The 17051-nt window shown below is 40.4% G+C and carries 10 protein-coding genes; all 10 read right to left on the bottom strand.

Annotation, left to right across the window (positions count from 1 at the left end):
* Position 1: 1 nt before the first annotated feature.
* Positions 2-1276 (bottom strand): hypothetical protein, encoded by a 1275-nt coding sequence (locus IP510_RS03605; protein WP_194363429.1) that lies wholly within the window; start codon positions 1274-1276, stop codon positions 2-4.
* A 3-nt stretch (positions 1277-1279) separates the two neighbouring features.
* The gene (locus IP510_RS03600) at positions 1280-4279 is read right to left on the bottom strand and encodes a hypothetical protein (protein WP_194363428.1); all 3000 of its coding nucleotides are present in this window, start codon (positions 4277-4279) and stop codon (positions 1280-1282) included.
* A 110-nt stretch (positions 4280-4389) separates the two neighbouring features.
* The gene (gene sucD, locus IP510_RS03595; protein WP_110922029.1) at positions 4390-5265 is read right to left on the bottom strand and encodes a succinate--CoA ligase subunit alpha; all 876 of its coding nucleotides are present in this window, start codon (positions 5263-5265) and stop codon (positions 4390-4392) included.
* A gap of 149 nt (positions 5266-5414) precedes the next feature.
* Complete coding sequence (sucC, locus tag IP510_RS03590) at positions 5415-6581, bottom strand: ADP-forming succinate--CoA ligase subunit beta (RefSeq protein WP_194363427.1); 1167 nt, start codon at positions 6579-6581, stop codon at positions 5415-5417.
* Positions 6582-6722: 141 nt separating this feature from the next.
* A complete protein-coding gene (gene lpdA, locus IP510_RS03585) occupies positions 6723-8177 on the bottom strand; it encodes a dihydrolipoyl dehydrogenase (protein WP_194363426.1) in 1455 nt (484 codons plus the stop codon).
* A 253-nt stretch (positions 8178-8430) separates the two neighbouring features.
* Positions 8431-9663 carry a 2-oxoglutarate dehydrogenase complex dihydrolipoyllysine-residue succinyltransferase gene (gene odhB / locus IP510_RS03580; RefSeq protein ID WP_194363425.1) on the bottom strand — a complete coding sequence of 411 codons (1233 nt, stop codon included), beginning with the start codon at positions 9661-9663 and terminating at the stop codon, positions 8431-8433.
* A gap of 156 nt (positions 9664-9819) precedes the next feature.
* Positions 9820-12699 carry a 2-oxoglutarate dehydrogenase E1 component gene (locus IP510_RS03575; protein ID WP_194363424.1) on the bottom strand — a complete coding sequence of 960 codons (2880 nt, stop codon included), beginning with the start codon at positions 12697-12699 and terminating at the stop codon, positions 9820-9822.
* 831 nt (positions 12700-13530) lie between these two features.
* Positions 13531-14241: a succinate dehydrogenase iron-sulfur subunit gene (locus IP510_RS03570; protein WP_194196177.1), complete on the bottom strand. Its 711-nt coding sequence runs from the start codon at positions 14239-14241 to the stop codon at positions 13531-13533.
* A 209-nt stretch (positions 14242-14450) separates the two neighbouring features.
* Positions 14451-16301, bottom strand: a complete 1851-nt coding sequence (sdhA, locus tag IP510_RS03565; RefSeq protein WP_194363423.1) for a succinate dehydrogenase flavoprotein subunit — start codon at positions 16299-16301, stop codon at positions 14451-14453.
* Between the two features lie 352 nt (positions 16302-16653).
* Positions 16654-17040, bottom strand: coding sequence for a succinate dehydrogenase, hydrophobic membrane anchor protein (gene sdhD / locus IP510_RS03560; RefSeq protein WP_320154174.1), 387 nt, complete (start codon positions 17038-17040; stop codon positions 16654-16656).
* Positions 17041-17051: the final 11 nt, after the last annotated feature.

The raw sequence follows: 17051 nt of genomic DNA, 5'->3' as shown, positions 1-17051 counted from the left end.
ATCATAGCTCAAAAAAATCCTTCATCATTTGTATTGTAGAATATTTATTTAATGGAAAATGTCCACCTTTAGTAAGATGCCATTGGTCATAAGTTATGAATTTTAGATTTGTTCTTTTATTTTTTCCATATCTAGATACTAACTCCAACCATCTACTTGTAAACTCCTTAACCTGATTTTCATGTAGAGTATCATGAATATTATGCAAATATAGAAGGTTAGGAACATTCTCGTTAGCTTTCAACCTATCTATGACATTAAAGCGATAAAGATATTTCGAACTTTGAATTTGCGATAGGTTCATATTGAAACAGTGTATAGCTAGTGGTTCAATTTCCTTAGAAGCATGATAAGTAAGTAAATTTATTTGTGGTATATCAACAATGACTTTTGATTCCTCAAAAAAACTAGATATCGATAATACACTAAAGCCTCCAGCAGAGGCTCCGTAAAAATTAACAATATTAGAGATATTTCTACTCTTGATGATAGTCTTTAATATCTTTGAAAACTCAGAAACATAATCTCTCTTCTCATCACCTACAAACCAACCCCCATTTATTTTTTCATCTTTATACAATGTAGGATCATTTAAAATAATAATATTAGCATCAATATCATCCATCCACTTCCATCTAAAGAAATAAGGTAAACTTACTTTCGAACGAGTTAGAGCATCTTGTCCAAAAATTATAATCTTATCAGTTGTATCCGTAAACTTACATAGCATTTCATAATTTACATTTCCTAAATTCACTTCTAACATAAAGCTAGCGTTTGATACATCTTTAATTTTATTACTCAATTCTGAATAAATGGTAGATATCTTATCTTTTGGAAAACTAATATCAGTATTATCTTGAGTAGTTGCTTCATACAAGCGTTTAATATGCGAAGCTATTTTTCTCTCATACTCTTGATGCGTTGACGAAGGAACATGAACAAAATGCACTCTAAAATCATTTTCGTATTTTATGAACTTACTTGAAAAAATAAATAATTTAACATTTAAGGAGTTATCTAGTTTTTTGAAAAAATTCAGGAGAATTTCTACCTCTTCAAAACAATCATAACATTCTGCTAAAAATACCAATTTTTTATCAGAAGTAGTAAAGTTTTTGATCCAAACCTCGGTTAAAAACTCTATAGAAACTGGTTGATTTAAATCTAAAAAATCTAAAGCTAAGGTTTGTAAAACTTTTTTCAAAGTGAGTTTTTTGTCTACGATCCTACAAACATTATCCCAAGGAAGATTAGTAATAGTTTCTTGATTCAAAATCTATACCTCGTAATTAATTGCAATTACTTTACGCAGTGACGTTTCTAAACCTATACGGCTAGAACTGATGTGATTTCTTTTAAAGTTTAACAAACTTAATCTCGAGTACTCTTTCCATGCATTCTCATCATTGTACAACCACTGACACATTTCACCAAATATACTCGGCTCAGTAACAGGTACTCCAGTTAAACCAATCGCTTCATTCAATGATTGAAGCATAGATCTGTATACTACAGGAGTTCCTACAGATTGAGACTCTACAGGTACCATCTCATAAGTAGTAAACTGGTTAAGACAGATAGATAACCTTTTTTTAGATATCCAACGCATTAATTCTGCGCTTTCCATAAAAGGGGCAAACTCGAAATTAGGTATCTCAAATTTCCCGCTATAATGTTTAATCACGTAAAAATTAGTCTTCGGCATCCTTTTTCTAGCTTCAGAAACCCAATTTATCACTTTGCCATCGGTTATCTCTGGATTGTTTAACTTCGTCGCATCTCCGAAAAATATTCCTTCCCTATCGTTAAAACTTGGTAACTCCTCTCTCAAATTATCAACATCAATAGTTTTAGGAAAACTGACAATGTATTTTTTTATAGAGTTTAAATGCGCGTCAAACTTCATGCTTTCACTAAAGGCCATCAAGCACACTTTAGATTTGGATTTTTCCAAATTATATAAGTTTATAGTTTTAGAAATAAACTTTGAACGAACTGGGTTTGAGTTATATGACATATTTAATAATATTGGAATACCCATTCCTCTTAATATATCCATTTTCTGAAGAGACTCAGAGTAGTCTGGTCTATTTGGATCTCCAGGATAAATCATCGCCACATCAATTCTGTTATCAAAAATTTCAAAGTTAGTTGATTGACTATCTATTGTATAAACTTCGTGTCCTAATTCTTTTAAATATTTTTTAATTAGTAAATTTGACTTATGTATCCCACCTTTTTTAAAATTATCAAAACGACCAATTAGAAGTACTTTTAATGCTTGAGAGTTGTTTAGACGCCAATTTAAATTTGTTGAAATATCATTTTTATATTTTCGAACATTTTTTGCAGATTCAACTTGCTTTTGTCCATGCTTATTAATAGAGTCTTCTTGGAACTCTTCTATAGTTTCTATTTCTTTAGGTTTGTGCTCCATGACGACGAATTTAACTTTCTGTTGCTGTCCCAATCTTGCGAAGAAAATATCAGCCATATTAGGTCTTTCAAAGTCTTGCAAGCTGACTTTCATAGTTGAAGAGTGAAAACCTAATACTCCAGTGCCAAGAATATGAACATCTAAGTCAAATGGTCGGCCAGCAGAGTAAGAAAAAACTCTACGGTCTTTAGGATCATAGTAATCCTTAAAGAAGTCTGACACGACTGATCCATGCCAACCAACTACCGCTCTATAATTGTAATATTTAATCTTATTTATAATTCTCTCAACATAGTCGTTTGGATAGACCAGATCATCATCACAACTGAAGTAGTATCCTTCAAAATCATTTACCCAGAAGAATTTTCCTGCATCACCTAAATCTCCATGGTCTTGACTCGTAGCAACAATTATTTTTGGATGATTTAAAAAGTCTGGAATATGGTTCCAACCATTTAAATATACTCCTAACTGATCAACCTGATGCACTAACGAGTTAACCACTCTCTTAAGAGCTAGCTCTCTCGAAGGAAGTGCGGCCAATCCAGCAAACTTTTTTTCATGAAAAATATTTTTCACTATTTTGTTAAAACGATTAGTATTTTCTTCAACATCAAGAGATATCAATTTTCTTCTATGTTCAGGTGGTTCTGTACTCTCAATTAAGTTACGAGATAAATGTATAGGAGAATAACTTAAATTTTCATGTGTTTCTGGGTTCTTATTTATGACATCGATAAGAGTAGTATTTATTTCATTTTGCTTATTAGTAATTTTTAAAATTTCTGAACGTAACTTACCAATTTTTTCTTGGTTAAAGCTTTCTTGATGTTTATTTTTTTCTATATAGTCATCAAAAGACACTTTATCAAATCCAAGACGGTTTCTTGCAAATTGTGTATATTTCCAGGTATTAGAATTAAGTAACGCTCTTATTTTTTTATCACGCTTAGTTACTGTTTTATTAAGGTTGTATATTTCCTTTTCATAGACATTTATAATATCGTCTATAATTCTTTCAAGAATTAATAAGTCACCTCTTTCTAAATTAGGACGCAAATTATTAATTGTATTGAAGAAGTTTAACTGAACAGAGTGTCCTACTTTTATTTCGTTAACTTCCTCTTTTAAATTTTTAATACTTTTAAGTATTTCGCTGATACCAGTCTCCATTTTTTCTTCGACAATGAAGTTGTTGTTAGAGTAACTCTCTTTCGTAATCTTACTATAAAACAAGTAACCAGCGTAATCATCAATTATTTTTAATTTATCAAGATTTTCTTCATTTTTAATACAACTTTTTTTTATAATTATAAGCTGTTTATTATTTTTATTATCGTTATCTATATGATTCAATAAAGATTCAACATTCTTTAGTGTGCAGTCATTTATAAGTATAAGACCCGTACCTTCCTCTATATCTTTAAATAGAAAAGAACTTACGCTTCCACTAATGGACTCAGCCAATATTGATGTTAACGGCTTTGAAGAGTTAGTATAAGCATCGAATTTTTTTGCAACAGAATTTATGACTTTCGAATCATAAGTAACATGCTTACAATCATTAGATAATAGATTTTTCTTCGATATTTTTGAAATATATGGATCCACCTCCAATATTTTGACATCTCTTTTAAACTCTTTTTCAAAAAAAATACCATAAATACCGTAACAGCCTCCTTGAATCAACACTTTATTTGAGATAGATGAATAATGATGTTTGAGATGAGCTAATAACTTATCATTTGATATTTCACTAACTTTTATATTCGTTGGTACTTCTAAAATGTAATGATTATTTAAAATCTTAACTTTTCTCTTAGCAAGCATATCATTCATAATTTTCACTCTATACCGTTGTCAAATCAATAAAAAACACCCCATTGTAGGGGTGTCTTTTCACTTTTTCAAGATAGTTTTGGTAGCTATACAACAGACATATGTCTGTATTACCAACCAGTAACTTCTTTTAGCTTCTCGCCAAGCTTAGATGGGTCACGTGTATACGCGATACCAGCATCTTCAAACGCTTTGAATTTCTCTTCAGCAGTACCTTGACCACCAGAGATAATAGCGCCAGCATGACCCATACGCTTGCCTTCTGGAGCCGTAACACCAGCAATATAACCAACAACCGGCTTAGTCACATGGTCTTTGATATAAGCAGCAGCTTCTTCTTCAGCAGTACCACCGATCTCACCGATTAGGATGATAGCTTCAGTTTGTGGATCTGCTTCGAACAATTTCAATGCGTCAATCTGGTTCATACCAGGGATAGGATCACCACCGATACCGATACAAGTTGACTGACCAAAACCAAGCTTAGTTGTCTGGGCAACCGCTTCATAAGTCAACGTACCAGAGCGTGAGATGATACCTACTTTACCTGGCTGATGGATATGGCCTGGCATGATGCCGATTTTGCACTGACCTGGAGTGATAACGCCTGGGCAGTTAGGACCAACTAAACGCACGTCGCCAGCTTCTTCAAGATAGCGTTTGGCTTTTAGCATATCGATAGTCGGTACGCCTTCAGTGATCACAACGATCAACTTAACGCCAGCATCGATTGCCTCAACGATAGAATCTAGTACAAATGGTGCTGGTACGTAGATAACAGAAGCGTCAGCTTGAGTCGCTTCCATGGCTTCTGCCATAGTGTTAAATACTGGTAGGCCTAGATGCGTTTGACCGCCTTTACCTGGTGTTACGCCGCCGACTACTTTAGTACCGTATTCGATCGCTTGCTCAGAGTGGAACGTACCATTTTTACCAGTGAAACCTTGTACCAATACTTTGGTATCTTTATCGATTAATACACTCATTATTTATTCCTTGTATTCGGTTGTCTTGTGATAGCGACTCTTAACACCATTTTTATTCAATATTAATGGTCAATTTTTATATCCAAACCACTATCACGCGTTGACTACTATGCTTCAGTATTTATTGCTAAATACCAATCATTAAAGACTTAGGCTTTAACCGCATCGACAATTTTCTGAGCGGCATCAGCTAGGCCTTGAGCTGTAGTCAGCTTAAGACCAGACTCTTCTAGAATTTGTAAGCCTTTTTCAGCATTATTACCTTCTAGACGTACAACCACAGGTACTTGTACATCGACTTCTTTAACAGCAGCGATAATGGCTTCTGCAATCATGTCACAACGTACGATACCACCGAAGATGTTGATTAGAACACCTTCAACGCTGCTGTCTTCAAGAATGATCTTGAATGCTTCAACAACGCGATCTTTAGTTGCACCGCCGCCAACGTCCAAGAAGTTAGCAGGCTTGCCGCCATACAATTTGATAATGTCCATCGTTGCCATTGCAAGACCAGCACCGTTAACCATACAACCGATGTTACCTTCTAGGGCAACGTAGTTTAGATCAAACTCAGCAGCTTTAAGCTCACGTTCGTTTTCTTGAGTTTTGTCTTGTAGTGCTGCAATTTTAGGCAGACGATATAGTGCGTTTGAATCGATACCAATTTTGCCATCAACACAAACGATTTCGCCATTTTCACGAACAGCCAATGGGTTAATTTCCATTAGAGCAAAGTCGTTTTCAACAAATGCTTTATAAGCACCAGTCATCAATTTAACGAACTGGTTGATTTGCTTACCTTCTAGGCCAAGTTTGAACGCAACATCGCGTGCTTGGAAAGGCATTAGACCAACTAAAGGATCAACATGTACTTTAAAGATTTTTTCTGGGGTGCTGTGTGCAACTTCTTCGATATCTACACCACCTTCGGTAGATGCCATGAAAGTCACGCGACGAGTCGCACGGTCAACTACTGCGCCAAGATATAGCTCAGTTTGTACTGGATACATGTCTTCTGCAACCAATACGAAGTTAACTGGCTGACCATCAGCATCAGTCTGGAACGTTACTAGGTTAGTACCGATCAGCTCTTCAGCAACTTGCTTAGCTTCTTCACGAGTTTTAACTAGCTTAACACCACCCGCTTTACCACGGCCACCAGCATGTACTTGCGCTTTAATTACCGCAATGTCAGTTGGGGTTTTATCAAAAGCAGCAGCAGCTTCGTCGCCATTATAGGCAATGATGCCTTCTTGAATTGGCAAACCGTAGCTTTTTAATAGCTCTTTTGCTTGATACTCATGTAAATTCATTGATTGTATCCTTTATTTTTTACAATTAATAAAAAGTGAAATCAAGTGCGCGGCAACTTACGTCTAACGCACTCATGACTGTGGATATCGCCACAATAGCGATACCACAATCAGGTTGTAAATCGATAATAATAAAACTCGTTATTTCTTACGCTTTTTACGCTGGATAGCATGAATAGCACGGCCATCAGCAGATAACGCTGCTTCATGCACTGCTTCTGAAATCGTTGGATGAGCAAATGTCATTAACTGTAGATCTTCGATACTAGAGACAAACTCCATCGCGATCATACCTTGATGGACGATATCACCAGCACCAGCAGCGATAGCATGCATACCTAACAGACGATCTGTCTTAGCATCAGCAACTACTTTGACAGAGCCTTCCGCTTCGCTTTGAGCCAATGCACGGCCGTTAGCCGCTAGATTGAAAGAACCCGTTTTAACTTCGTAGCCTGCAGCTTCAGCTTCTTGCTCAGTCAGACCTACCCATGCGATTTCTGGGTGAGTATAAATGACATTGATGATAGTGTCATAGTTTACTTGAGGTTTTTCGCCATGAATACGCTCAACAGCCATCATGCCCTCTTCCATTGCTTTATGCGCAAGCATAGGACCACGGACTAAGTCACCGATAGCATACACGCCATCAAGATTGGTTTTGCACTGATCGTTAACGTCAATAAGACCACGTTCAGTCAAGGTGATACCACTGTCATCACCAAGCAATTTTTCAGAGTAAGCACGGCGGCCAACACAAACGATTAGCTTATCAAAGCTCTCTTCAGATAACTCGCCTTTGCTCTCGCTAGTAACAACTACTTGATCGCCTTTAACTTCAGCATTGGTCACTTTGGTATCGACACGGATATCAAGACCTTGCTTTTTCAGCATTTTACCGGCTTCTTTCGCGATATCTTTGTCAGCAGCAGCTAGGAAACTAGGAAGTGCTTCATACACAACCACTTCTGCACCTAAACGACGCCATACTGAACCAAGCTCAAGACCGATAACACCAGCACCGATAACGCCTAGACGCTTAGGAACTTCAGTGAAATCAAGTGCGCCAGTAGAGTCAACGATACGATCGCCGTCAGTTTTGGCCACAGGGATGTCGATAGGCACAGAACCTGCCGCTAAGATAACGTTTTTTGCAGTGATAGTGGTTTCGCTTTCATCTGCAAGCGCAGTAAATTTGATTTGCTTATCAGTACCTTTACCATCAACTAGAGTACCCCAGCCTTGCAGCCAATCAACGCCGTTGCCTTTTAATAGTGCAGCAACACCACCAGTCAATTGCTTAACGATACCTTCTTTACGAGCAATCATTTGCTCGATATCGATGGTTACATCGCTAGTGCTGATACCATGCTCAGCAAGATCGTGCTTAGTCGCTTCATAGCGATGTGAGCTATCAAGCAATGCTTTTGATGGGATACAACCAACGTTTAGACAAGTCCCGCCAAGTGCTGGCTCACCTTTATAAACACGCTTTTCGATACAAGCAACGCTCATACCCAATTGGCCTGCACGGATAGCGGCTTCGTAACCACCAGGACCGCCGCCGATGACGACTAAATCATAATTGTCTTTCATAGTACGTTCCTATTTTTAATTGTATGTGTCATTTAAACTGGTTATTTTCTCGCTGATAAATCAGCGTTATCTACACTTAATAGTTAATACACTACGTCAGTGAGAAGACTCACTCATCGATAGCAAGTCACCATTATTAAATTCATTTAAATACAGTTATCAGCGAATCAGGTAATCGCTGATTAATAAAAATCATTATCTATACCAAAGTTAAAAAGCTTGTATCAGCGGTTGCCAATACAAGCTTAAAAGCTTACAGGTCTAGGAGTAGCATGGCTGGATCTTCAACCAATTCTTTGATGGTTACTAAGAACTGTACTGCTTCTTTACCATCGATCATACGATGGTCATAAGATAACGCTAGATACATCATTGGTAAGATTTCAACTTTGCCATCGACTGCCATTGGGCGGTCGTTGATAGCATGCATACCTAAGATAGCGGTTTGTGGTGGGTTCAAAATAGGCGTTGACATCAATGAGCCAAATACACCACCGTTTGAGATAGTGAAAGTACCGCCAGTCATATCATTTAGACCAAGCTTGCCTTTTTGGGCAAGGCCACCAAGCTCACGAATACGGCTTTCTACATCAGCCATGCTCATACGATCGGTATCACGTAATACTGGTACAACCAGACCACGGTCTGAAGATACAGCAACACCGATATCATAATAACCATGATAAACGATATCATCGCCGTCTAATGACGCATTAACTGCTGGGAAGCGTTTGAGTGCTTCTGTTGCTGCTTTTACGAACAATGACATAAAGCCCAAACGTACGCCATGACGTTTTTCGAACTGGTCTTTATACTTAGCACGCATATCCATCAACGGCTTCATATTCACTTCGTTGAACGTCGTTAGCATCGCAGTATCTTGTGACGCTGACAATAGACGATTCGCTACTGTTTTACGTAGACGCGTCATTGGCACACGTTTTTCAGTACGCTCACCTGTTGATTCAGCAACTGGACGACCGCTGTCAGATTTAATGCTGCTGTCTGATTTTAGTGTTGGGTTAGTCATGTCAGTTTTGGTCACACGACCACCGCGGCCGCTGCCTTCAACTTCTTTAGGATCGACGCCAGACTCTTTTGCTGCTTTACGCACTGCTGGGCTTTGATCTTTATGATCAGCTTCGTCTTTTTTGTCTGTTACTTGTACTGGCTCGCCGCCGTCTGCTGCTTGGTTTTCTTGTGCTGGTGCAGCTGACTGCTCTGCTGCAGCTGGTGCGTCGCCTGCAGTTGCGCCCGCTTCAAACTGTGCGATTAGCTCGTCAGACAAAACAGTATCATCTACTTGCTTGACGATTTTAGTCAATACACCGTTATCAGGTGCCACAACTTCTAATACTACTTTATCAGTTTCGATTTCAGCTAGTAGGTCATCACGATTGACTTGTTGACCTTCAGTGACGTGCCATTCAACGATTGTGCCATCGGCAACCGATTCTGGAAAAACGGGGGCTTTGATGTCAGCCATCGATATACTCCTTAGATTTGGATATTCATACTTATTGTTAAGTCGTGATAGGCAGCCAGTATCAATTTAACGTGTGTCGATTAGAGCATATTAAAAAGTACTGACTGTTATCGCCTGATTCATTTATTTTCTATAATCTTTCGGTCAAACAGCCTATTACTTAGCCAACTCGTCAACACTGATACCGAGACCACCAGCAATTAGTGCTTGCTGCTGCTGAGTATGCAGTTTGGGTGAGCCCGTTGCAGGTGCAGCACTGGCAGGGCGTGCCACTGGTTCCATGACTTTCGCCTTGGTTGGATGTGGTACGACAATACGGAACATACTCGGTGCCAAATAGTACCAAGCGCCTTGATTCAATGGCTCTTCTTGCGTCCATACGATCTCTGTTAGATTGCTGTATTTCTCAATCTCTTCAACCAGACGCTTCTCAGGAAGCGGATACAGCTGCTCGATACGAACGATAGCAACATGATCAAGTCCCAATGCACGGCGTTGTTCTAACAGATCATAATAAACCTTGCCACCACATAGCACCATACGAGTCACGCTGTCTGCATTGTGATTGTCTAGCTCTGGCAATACTGTCTCAAACTTACCATTAGCCAGCTCTTCTAATTGAGACGTTGCCAGCTTATGACGTAACAAGCTCTTTGGTGACATAACAATCAATGGCTTACGAATTGGACGCACCGCTTGGCGACGTAATGCATGATATATTTGCGCTGGCGTCGTTGGCGTAATAACTTGCATATTGTCTTCAGCACACAGCTGTAAGAAACGCTCAAGACGAGCTGATGAATGCTCAGGACCTTGACCTTCAAAGCCATGTGGCAACAGCATAGTCAAACCACAAACACGCTGCCATTTGGTTTCGCCACTTGAGATAAACTGATCAATAACAACCTGAGCACCGTTGACGAAATCGCCAAACTGAGCTTCCCAAACGACCAATGCATTTGGTACTGTCGTTGCATAGCCATACTCAAATGCCAATACTGCTTCTTCTGATAGCAATGAGTTATAGGTTGCAAAGCGCGCTTGGGTTTCACTCATGTGAGCCAGTGGCACATACATGCTGCCGTCATTCACATTGTAAATTTCACTGTGACGATGTGAGAAAGTACCACGGCCAACATCTTCACCAGTGATACGTACTAGGACGTCATCGTTATCGACTAATGAGGCATAAGCCAATGTTTCAGCCGCACCCCAGTTAAGTGGCTCTTCGCCAGTCTGCATAGCTAGACGCTGCTCGACTAATTTTTGAACTTGGCGCTGTAGTTTGTAACCCTCTGGCATCTCAGCCATACGGCGTCCATAACCTTTAAGTTTTTCGATATCAACACTGGTGTCCCACTCATCAACCAATTCATGGCCGAGATATGGTGTCCAATCTACAAATAGTTGTTCGTTAGGCTCTTGAACCAAAGAGCTGACAACATAATCACCACGATCTAAAGACTCGCGATAATCATCTTCATACTGCTTTTCTCTGTCCGCAGTCAAGATGCCATCTGCGATAAGCTTCTGTGCATAAAGCGTGCGAGTCGTTGGCAATTGCTTAATCACAGCATACATCAATGGCTGAGTTGCTGAAGGCTCATCAGCTTCGTTATGGCCGTTACGACGATAACAGAACAAATCAATGATGATGTCTTTGTCAAATTGATGACGGTAGTCCAATGCCAATTGAGCCGCAAATACCACTGACTCAGGGTCATCGCCATTCACATGCAAGATAGGTGCATGTACCATCTTGGCAACGTCAGTACAATATTCGGTTGAACGAACATCTTCTTGACGGCTGGTGGTAAAACCAACTTGGTTATTGATAACGATATGTACAGTACCACCAGTGGTATAAGCACGGGTTTGTGACATCTGGAAGGTTTCTTGAACCACGCCCTGACCAGCAAAGGCCGCATCACCATGAATGACGATTGGCAATACTGAGTTACCACCTGTGTTATCCAATAGTGGCTGATCGTTGCGACGTACTTGACGGGCACGTACTGACCCTTGTAGTACTGGTGCGACAATCTCAAGATGCGATGGGTTAAACGCTAACGCTAGATGCGCTTCACCACCCGGTGTCATCACATTAGATGAAAAACCGTTGTGGTATTTTACATCGCCTGAGCCTTTTTCTGGCTGTACTTTACCATCAAACTCATCAAACAAGTCCGCAGGGTTTTTACCCAAGATGTTGACCAATAGATTTAGGCGGCCACGGTGAGCCATGCCAATAACCATCTCTTTGGTGCCATAACCGCCCGCACGTTGGATGATTTCATTGATCGCAGGAATGAAGCTTTCGCCCCCTTCCAAACCAAAACGCTTAACACCTGTGTATTTACGCGCTAGATATTTTTCTAGACCTTCAGCCGCCGTCAGACGCTCAAGAATAGACAGACGCTTTTCTTCATCAAATTTGATGTAACCTAAGTTGGTTTCTACATACTCTTCCATCCAGCGTTTTTCGGTGCTGGTGGTCACGTGCATGTATTCGATACCGATATGGCGGCAGTAGACACGTTCCATGATCTCAATGATTTCACGCAATGGCGCTTCATCTTTGCCAATGACTAAATCATTGGTAGGAAATACAGTATCAAGGTCAGCTTCTGAAAGGTTGTGATAGGCGAGTGTTAGATCTTCCACTTCTGCACGTGGATGTAAATCTAAAGGGTCTAGCTTGGCACGGCGGTGACCACGGCGACGGTATGCTGAGATAAGCTGCTGCACACCCATTTGCTTGGGATCGCCATTATCTGACTTGCTGTCTGACTCAGTGCTATCGCTGCTGCTCTTATTCGCAGTCTGATTGCGTGCTAAGAGTAAAAACTGATCTTTGATAGCATTGTGCTGAGCATCGTTTTGCGATTTATATTGCGCAAAGTACGTCTGCCACTCTTCATCAACACTACTCGGGTCAGTTAGGTACTGCTCATAAAGAGCTTCTATATAGTTGGCGTTGTCTGCGGCCAGCTCAGTATGCCCTGAGCCTGCTTTTTCTTTGGTTATACTATTCATAATAATCGTCTATTTGATAGATAAATGAATGGAATCGTGCTTATGATTGTGTCAATCGTCATATATTAGATGGTTGGACAATTTGTCTCATCTCATCTCATCTAATAGTGGTCGATAAAACACTTTTACCCTCAAGTATTGCCACTACTCTAAACCGGTGTCATTGTCTAAATAAGCAAGTGATGCTACATAGTGATGACAACGCCTATTGCAATACCTATATCAAAAATAAAATTATTTGTGAACGTACAGTTTTCTGATCTGTCTCGATTCACAACATTAATTTATATATACTTCTTTTAGTCATAACCAATTTATTAATAACCGTCTATCAATAAACTGTCGATTTATTTGGCTGGCCTATTAAACTGGCTTTTTTTGCCAAAGCGTTCCTGAAATGACGATACATCAAGTCTTACCAGACAAACATACACTGCTGTATAGAATAACATGTTTGTTTTTTATCACATAGTTTGTTTGCTCAATAATAGTTATTTACATAATGAATAACTATTATCAATCCTAGATGTATCACTATAGTATTCAAAATAAACATCAAACTTATACAAACACATTCTATCAATCATCTGCTTAAACTTGTGGCGTGATTATACCAAAATTTGCTCGCGTCCATATCTGAATTATATCGTCTGCCTATTTATATATCAGATATTCTTACATATGACCAACGCATTACTTGTACAGTTTTACTGTCGTATCACCTGCCAATTATATATCAATTGTCATATCGTATTTAAAAGTCTATTAAATAAACAAAAACACCACCCAATAAAATAGGTGGTGTTTTTGTGTTGCATCTATCTAGAGCGATTAACCAGCTTGATCAATCAACATATTACGCAGATGACCAATGGCTTTGGTTGGATTCAAGCCTTTTGGACAAACGGATACACAGTTCATGATACCGCGGCAACGGAACAAGCTAAATGGATCGTCTAGACGAGCCAAACGCGCTTGAGTGTCACCATCACGGCTATCAGCAACAAAGCGATAAGCATGCAATAGTGCTGATGGGCCTAGGAACTTATCAGGGTTCCACCAGAATGATGGGCAGCTGGTTGAACAGCAAGCACATAGGATACATTCATATAGACCATTCAGTTTTTCACGCTGTTCAGGCGACTGTAGACGCTCTGTTGGCGGTGCTGGCTGGTCGTTGATTAAGTACGGATGCACTTTTTCATATTGCTCGTAGAATTGGTTCATATCGACGACCAAATCACGAACAACTGGAAGACCAGGTAACGGACGAACGGTTACTTTTTCTGGCAAAGTATTCATGTTGATTAGACATGCTAGACCATTTTTGCCATTGATGTTCATGCCATCAGAGCCACAGATGCCTTCACGGCAAGAGCGACGGAAGGTCAGTGTTTCATCTTCCTTTTTTAGGCGTAATAACACGTCAAGCAACATACGATCTGAGTCTAACAACTCAACCGTATACGTTTGCATGCGTGGCGCTGCGTCCAGATCAGGATCGTAGCGATAGATTTCGATGGTGCGAGTACCTCGGCTCATAATGCTAAACTCCACACGTAGGTGATGGCGGGCATACAAAGATTGCAACAGGATGGCGCTCACTATTAATCCGTACTGGTAATAGATACCAAATACTGATTAATAGCGTGCTAGCGCTGGCATGTGCATGTAGCTGGCGGTCACCTTTTTAATAAATTAATAAAGGATAAAACATTAACGCTGCTGTATATCAGGCGCAACATCTAAGATTAATAGACGCGGACTTTTGGCTCGATATAATCAACCGTCAATGGAACTTTGCGAACTGGCTTATAAATAATGCGATTGCCTTCAGAATACCATAAGGTATGCTTCATCCAATCGTGGTCATTACGGCCGTTTGGTGCATAGTCATCATCTTCTGGACGATCGTAGTCAGACACACTGTGAGCGCCGCGGCTTTCATGACGCATCGCTGCTGATATCATTGTTGCTTTAGCCACTTCATACAAGTTGGCAACTTCGAAAGCTTCGATACGCGCAGTGTTAAAGACTTGTGATTTATCAGCCAAATGAATCTGGTCGATTTTGTCGCCTAGCGCTAGAATTTTCTCAACGCCTTCGTCCATCATTGCTTGGGTACGGAATACGCTAGCATGCATCTGCATCGCTGCACGAATCTCATCAGCGACATCTTGAGCATTGTAACCTTCAGTAGACTGTTGCAGCTTGTCCAAACGACGCATAGTGTAGTCAAGCACACGAGGATCAAGTGGCTTGTAGTTATGGTCAGCATGATGGAATTCATCAACGATATGCTTACCAGCAGCACGGCCAAACACCAATAGATCAAGTAGTGAGTTCGTACCTAGACGGTTGGCACCATGAACACTGACACAAGCACATTCGCCGATAGCGTAAAGACCTTTAACGACAGTGCCGTTAGCATACAAACCGTCTTCATCCGTGCCCGCTTCTAGGTCAGGCGTGATTACTTGACCATGAATCGTCGTTGGAATACCGCCCATCATATAGTGAATGGTTGGGATAACTGGAATAGGCTCTTTAGTGATGTCTACGTTGGCGAAGTTTTTGCCAATCTCGAACACTGATGGTAGACGCTTCATGATGGTTTCAACACCCAAATGCGTCATATCCATCACGATATGGTCAGCATTAGGACCACAACCACGGCCTTCTTTGATTTCTTGGTCCATAGAGCGTGATACTAGATCACGTGGTGCCAAGTCTTTTACGGTTGGCGCGTAACGCTCCATGAATGCTTCGCCATCTTTATTACGTAGGATAGCGCCTTCACCGCGGCAACCTTCGGTCAATAGTACGCCTGCACCATGAACGCCCGTTGGGTGGAACTGCCAGAATTCCATATCTTGTAATGGAATACCTGCACGGACCGCCATGCCAATACCGTCACCAGTATTGATATAAGCATTGGTAGAAGCCGCAAAGATACGACCAGCACCACCGGTCGCTAGGACAGTAATTGGTGACTGGAATACAGCAATAGTGCCGGTCTCTTGCTCAAGTGCGATGACGCCGTTGATGTTACCAGCTTCATCTTTGATCAAATCAAGCGCAATCCACTCGATAAAAAACTCAGTACCTTGCTCTAGGTTTTTCTGATACAGCGTATGTAGCAGTGCATGACCTGTACGGTCAGCAGCAGCACAAGCACGTTGAACGGCTTTTTCACCATAGTTAGAGGTATGACCACCAAACGGACGCTGATAGATCGTGCCATCTTCGTTACGGTCAAACGGCATGCCCATGTGCTCAAGCTCATAGACGACTTTTGGCGCTTCACGGCACATGTATTCGATAGCGTCTTGATCGCCTAACCAATCTGACCCTTTAACGGTGTCATAAAAGTGAAAGTGCCAGTTATCGTTACTCATGTTACCCAAGCTTGCACCGATACCGCCCTGAGCCGCTACCGTGTGCGAACGCGTTGGGAATACTTTGGTCAGGACTGCAACCTTCATACCCGCTTCAGCCAAATGTAGTGAAGCACGCATACCTGAGCCGCCACCACCAACGATGACTGCATCGTAGTTGAGGGTCTTAATATTACTAATGGTATTATCTTGTCTAGTTGCCATTACGGTTTTCCTGATGCCTGTTAATGCTTAGAATTAAATAAAAAAGCTGTATTAAGCGTCATCTCATTGCAGGACTAAATGTCATATTTATTCGGCCATTAAACGCAATTATTTAAGATGAGGACGCAAACAACCTTTGGCCACTTAATTTGCATATCTATCTTTATATTGAGCCAATTTCACTTACTTTCAAATTGACTCAGCTGTCTTTAAGTGACTGCTCAAGTCAGAAATTGCCCAATGCTATGACTATTATCGGCTATAACGGATGGCTTTGGAGTCATTCAGCAGTTAGTAACGCTACTGAGTACATCCGCTATTATTTATAGAGAGTAAAGGTATGAATTAATGGTTAAACAGCAGCGATACCGAAGCCGTTACCCCAAAAAATCATAATGCCCCAAAATAGAAAGACTAAAATAGCGATAATCATCAATGACTGTAATACCAAACGTAGACCTGCTGCGCTTGAGCCCAACTTGCCTGTTGTAATATAGTCAGTAAATACTGTCCACATGCCAACCCAAGCATGGCCAGCTAGTGCAAGTACTGCAACCAAACTGAACAAACGCATTGGTAGGCTGGTCATGAATGATGACCATTCAACGAAAGTAACATTGCCATGGGTCAAAAAGAAGCCTAGCAATACCACACTATAAACGGCTAAAACGACAGCACTAATACGCTGAATAATCCAATCACGTGAGCCTGAACCTGTCAGACCAGTCGCGCTTTTGATTCCTGAATCAT

It is taken from the genome of Psychrobacter sp. NG254 (assembly GCF_015277735.1).
In the GTDB taxonomy this organism is placed as follows: Bacteria; Pseudomonadota; Gammaproteobacteria; order Pseudomonadales; family Moraxellaceae; genus Psychrobacter.
Note: the sequence above shows the minus strand (reverse complement) of the source record. Positions and strands in the feature narration are given on the sequence as shown.

Excerpts from the sequence above, each read along its gene's own strand:
- IP510_RS03570 (WP_194196177.1), bottom strand. The coding sequence starts at position 14,241 with ATGAGCCGAGGTACTCGCACCATCGAAATCTATCGCTACGATCCTGAT.
- IP510_RS03575 (WP_194363424.1), bottom strand. The coding sequence starts at position 12,699 with ATGAATAGTATAACCAAAGAAAAAGCAGGCTCAGGGCATACTGAGCTG.
- sucC (WP_194363427.1), bottom strand. The coding sequence starts at position 6,581 with ATGAATTTACATGAGTATCAAGCAAAAGAGCTATTAAAAAGCTACGGT.
- lpdA (WP_194363426.1), bottom strand. The coding sequence starts at position 8,177 with ATGAAAGACAATTATGATTTAGTCGTCATCGGCGGCGGTCCTGGTGGT.
- sdhA (WP_194363423.1), bottom strand. The coding sequence starts at position 16,301 with ATGGCAACTAGACAAGATAATACCATTAGTAATATTAAGACCCTCAAC.
- IP510_RS03600 (WP_194363428.1), bottom strand. The coding sequence starts at position 4,279 with ATGAATGATATGCTTGCTAAGAGAAAAGTTAAGATTTTAAATAATCAT.
- odhB (WP_194363425.1), bottom strand. The coding sequence starts at position 9,663 with ATGGCTGACATCAAAGCCCCCGTTTTTCCAGAATCGGTTGCCGATGGC.
- sucD (WP_110922029.1), bottom strand. The coding sequence starts at position 5,265 with ATGAGTGTATTAATCGATAAAGATACCAAAGTATTGGTACAAGGTTTC.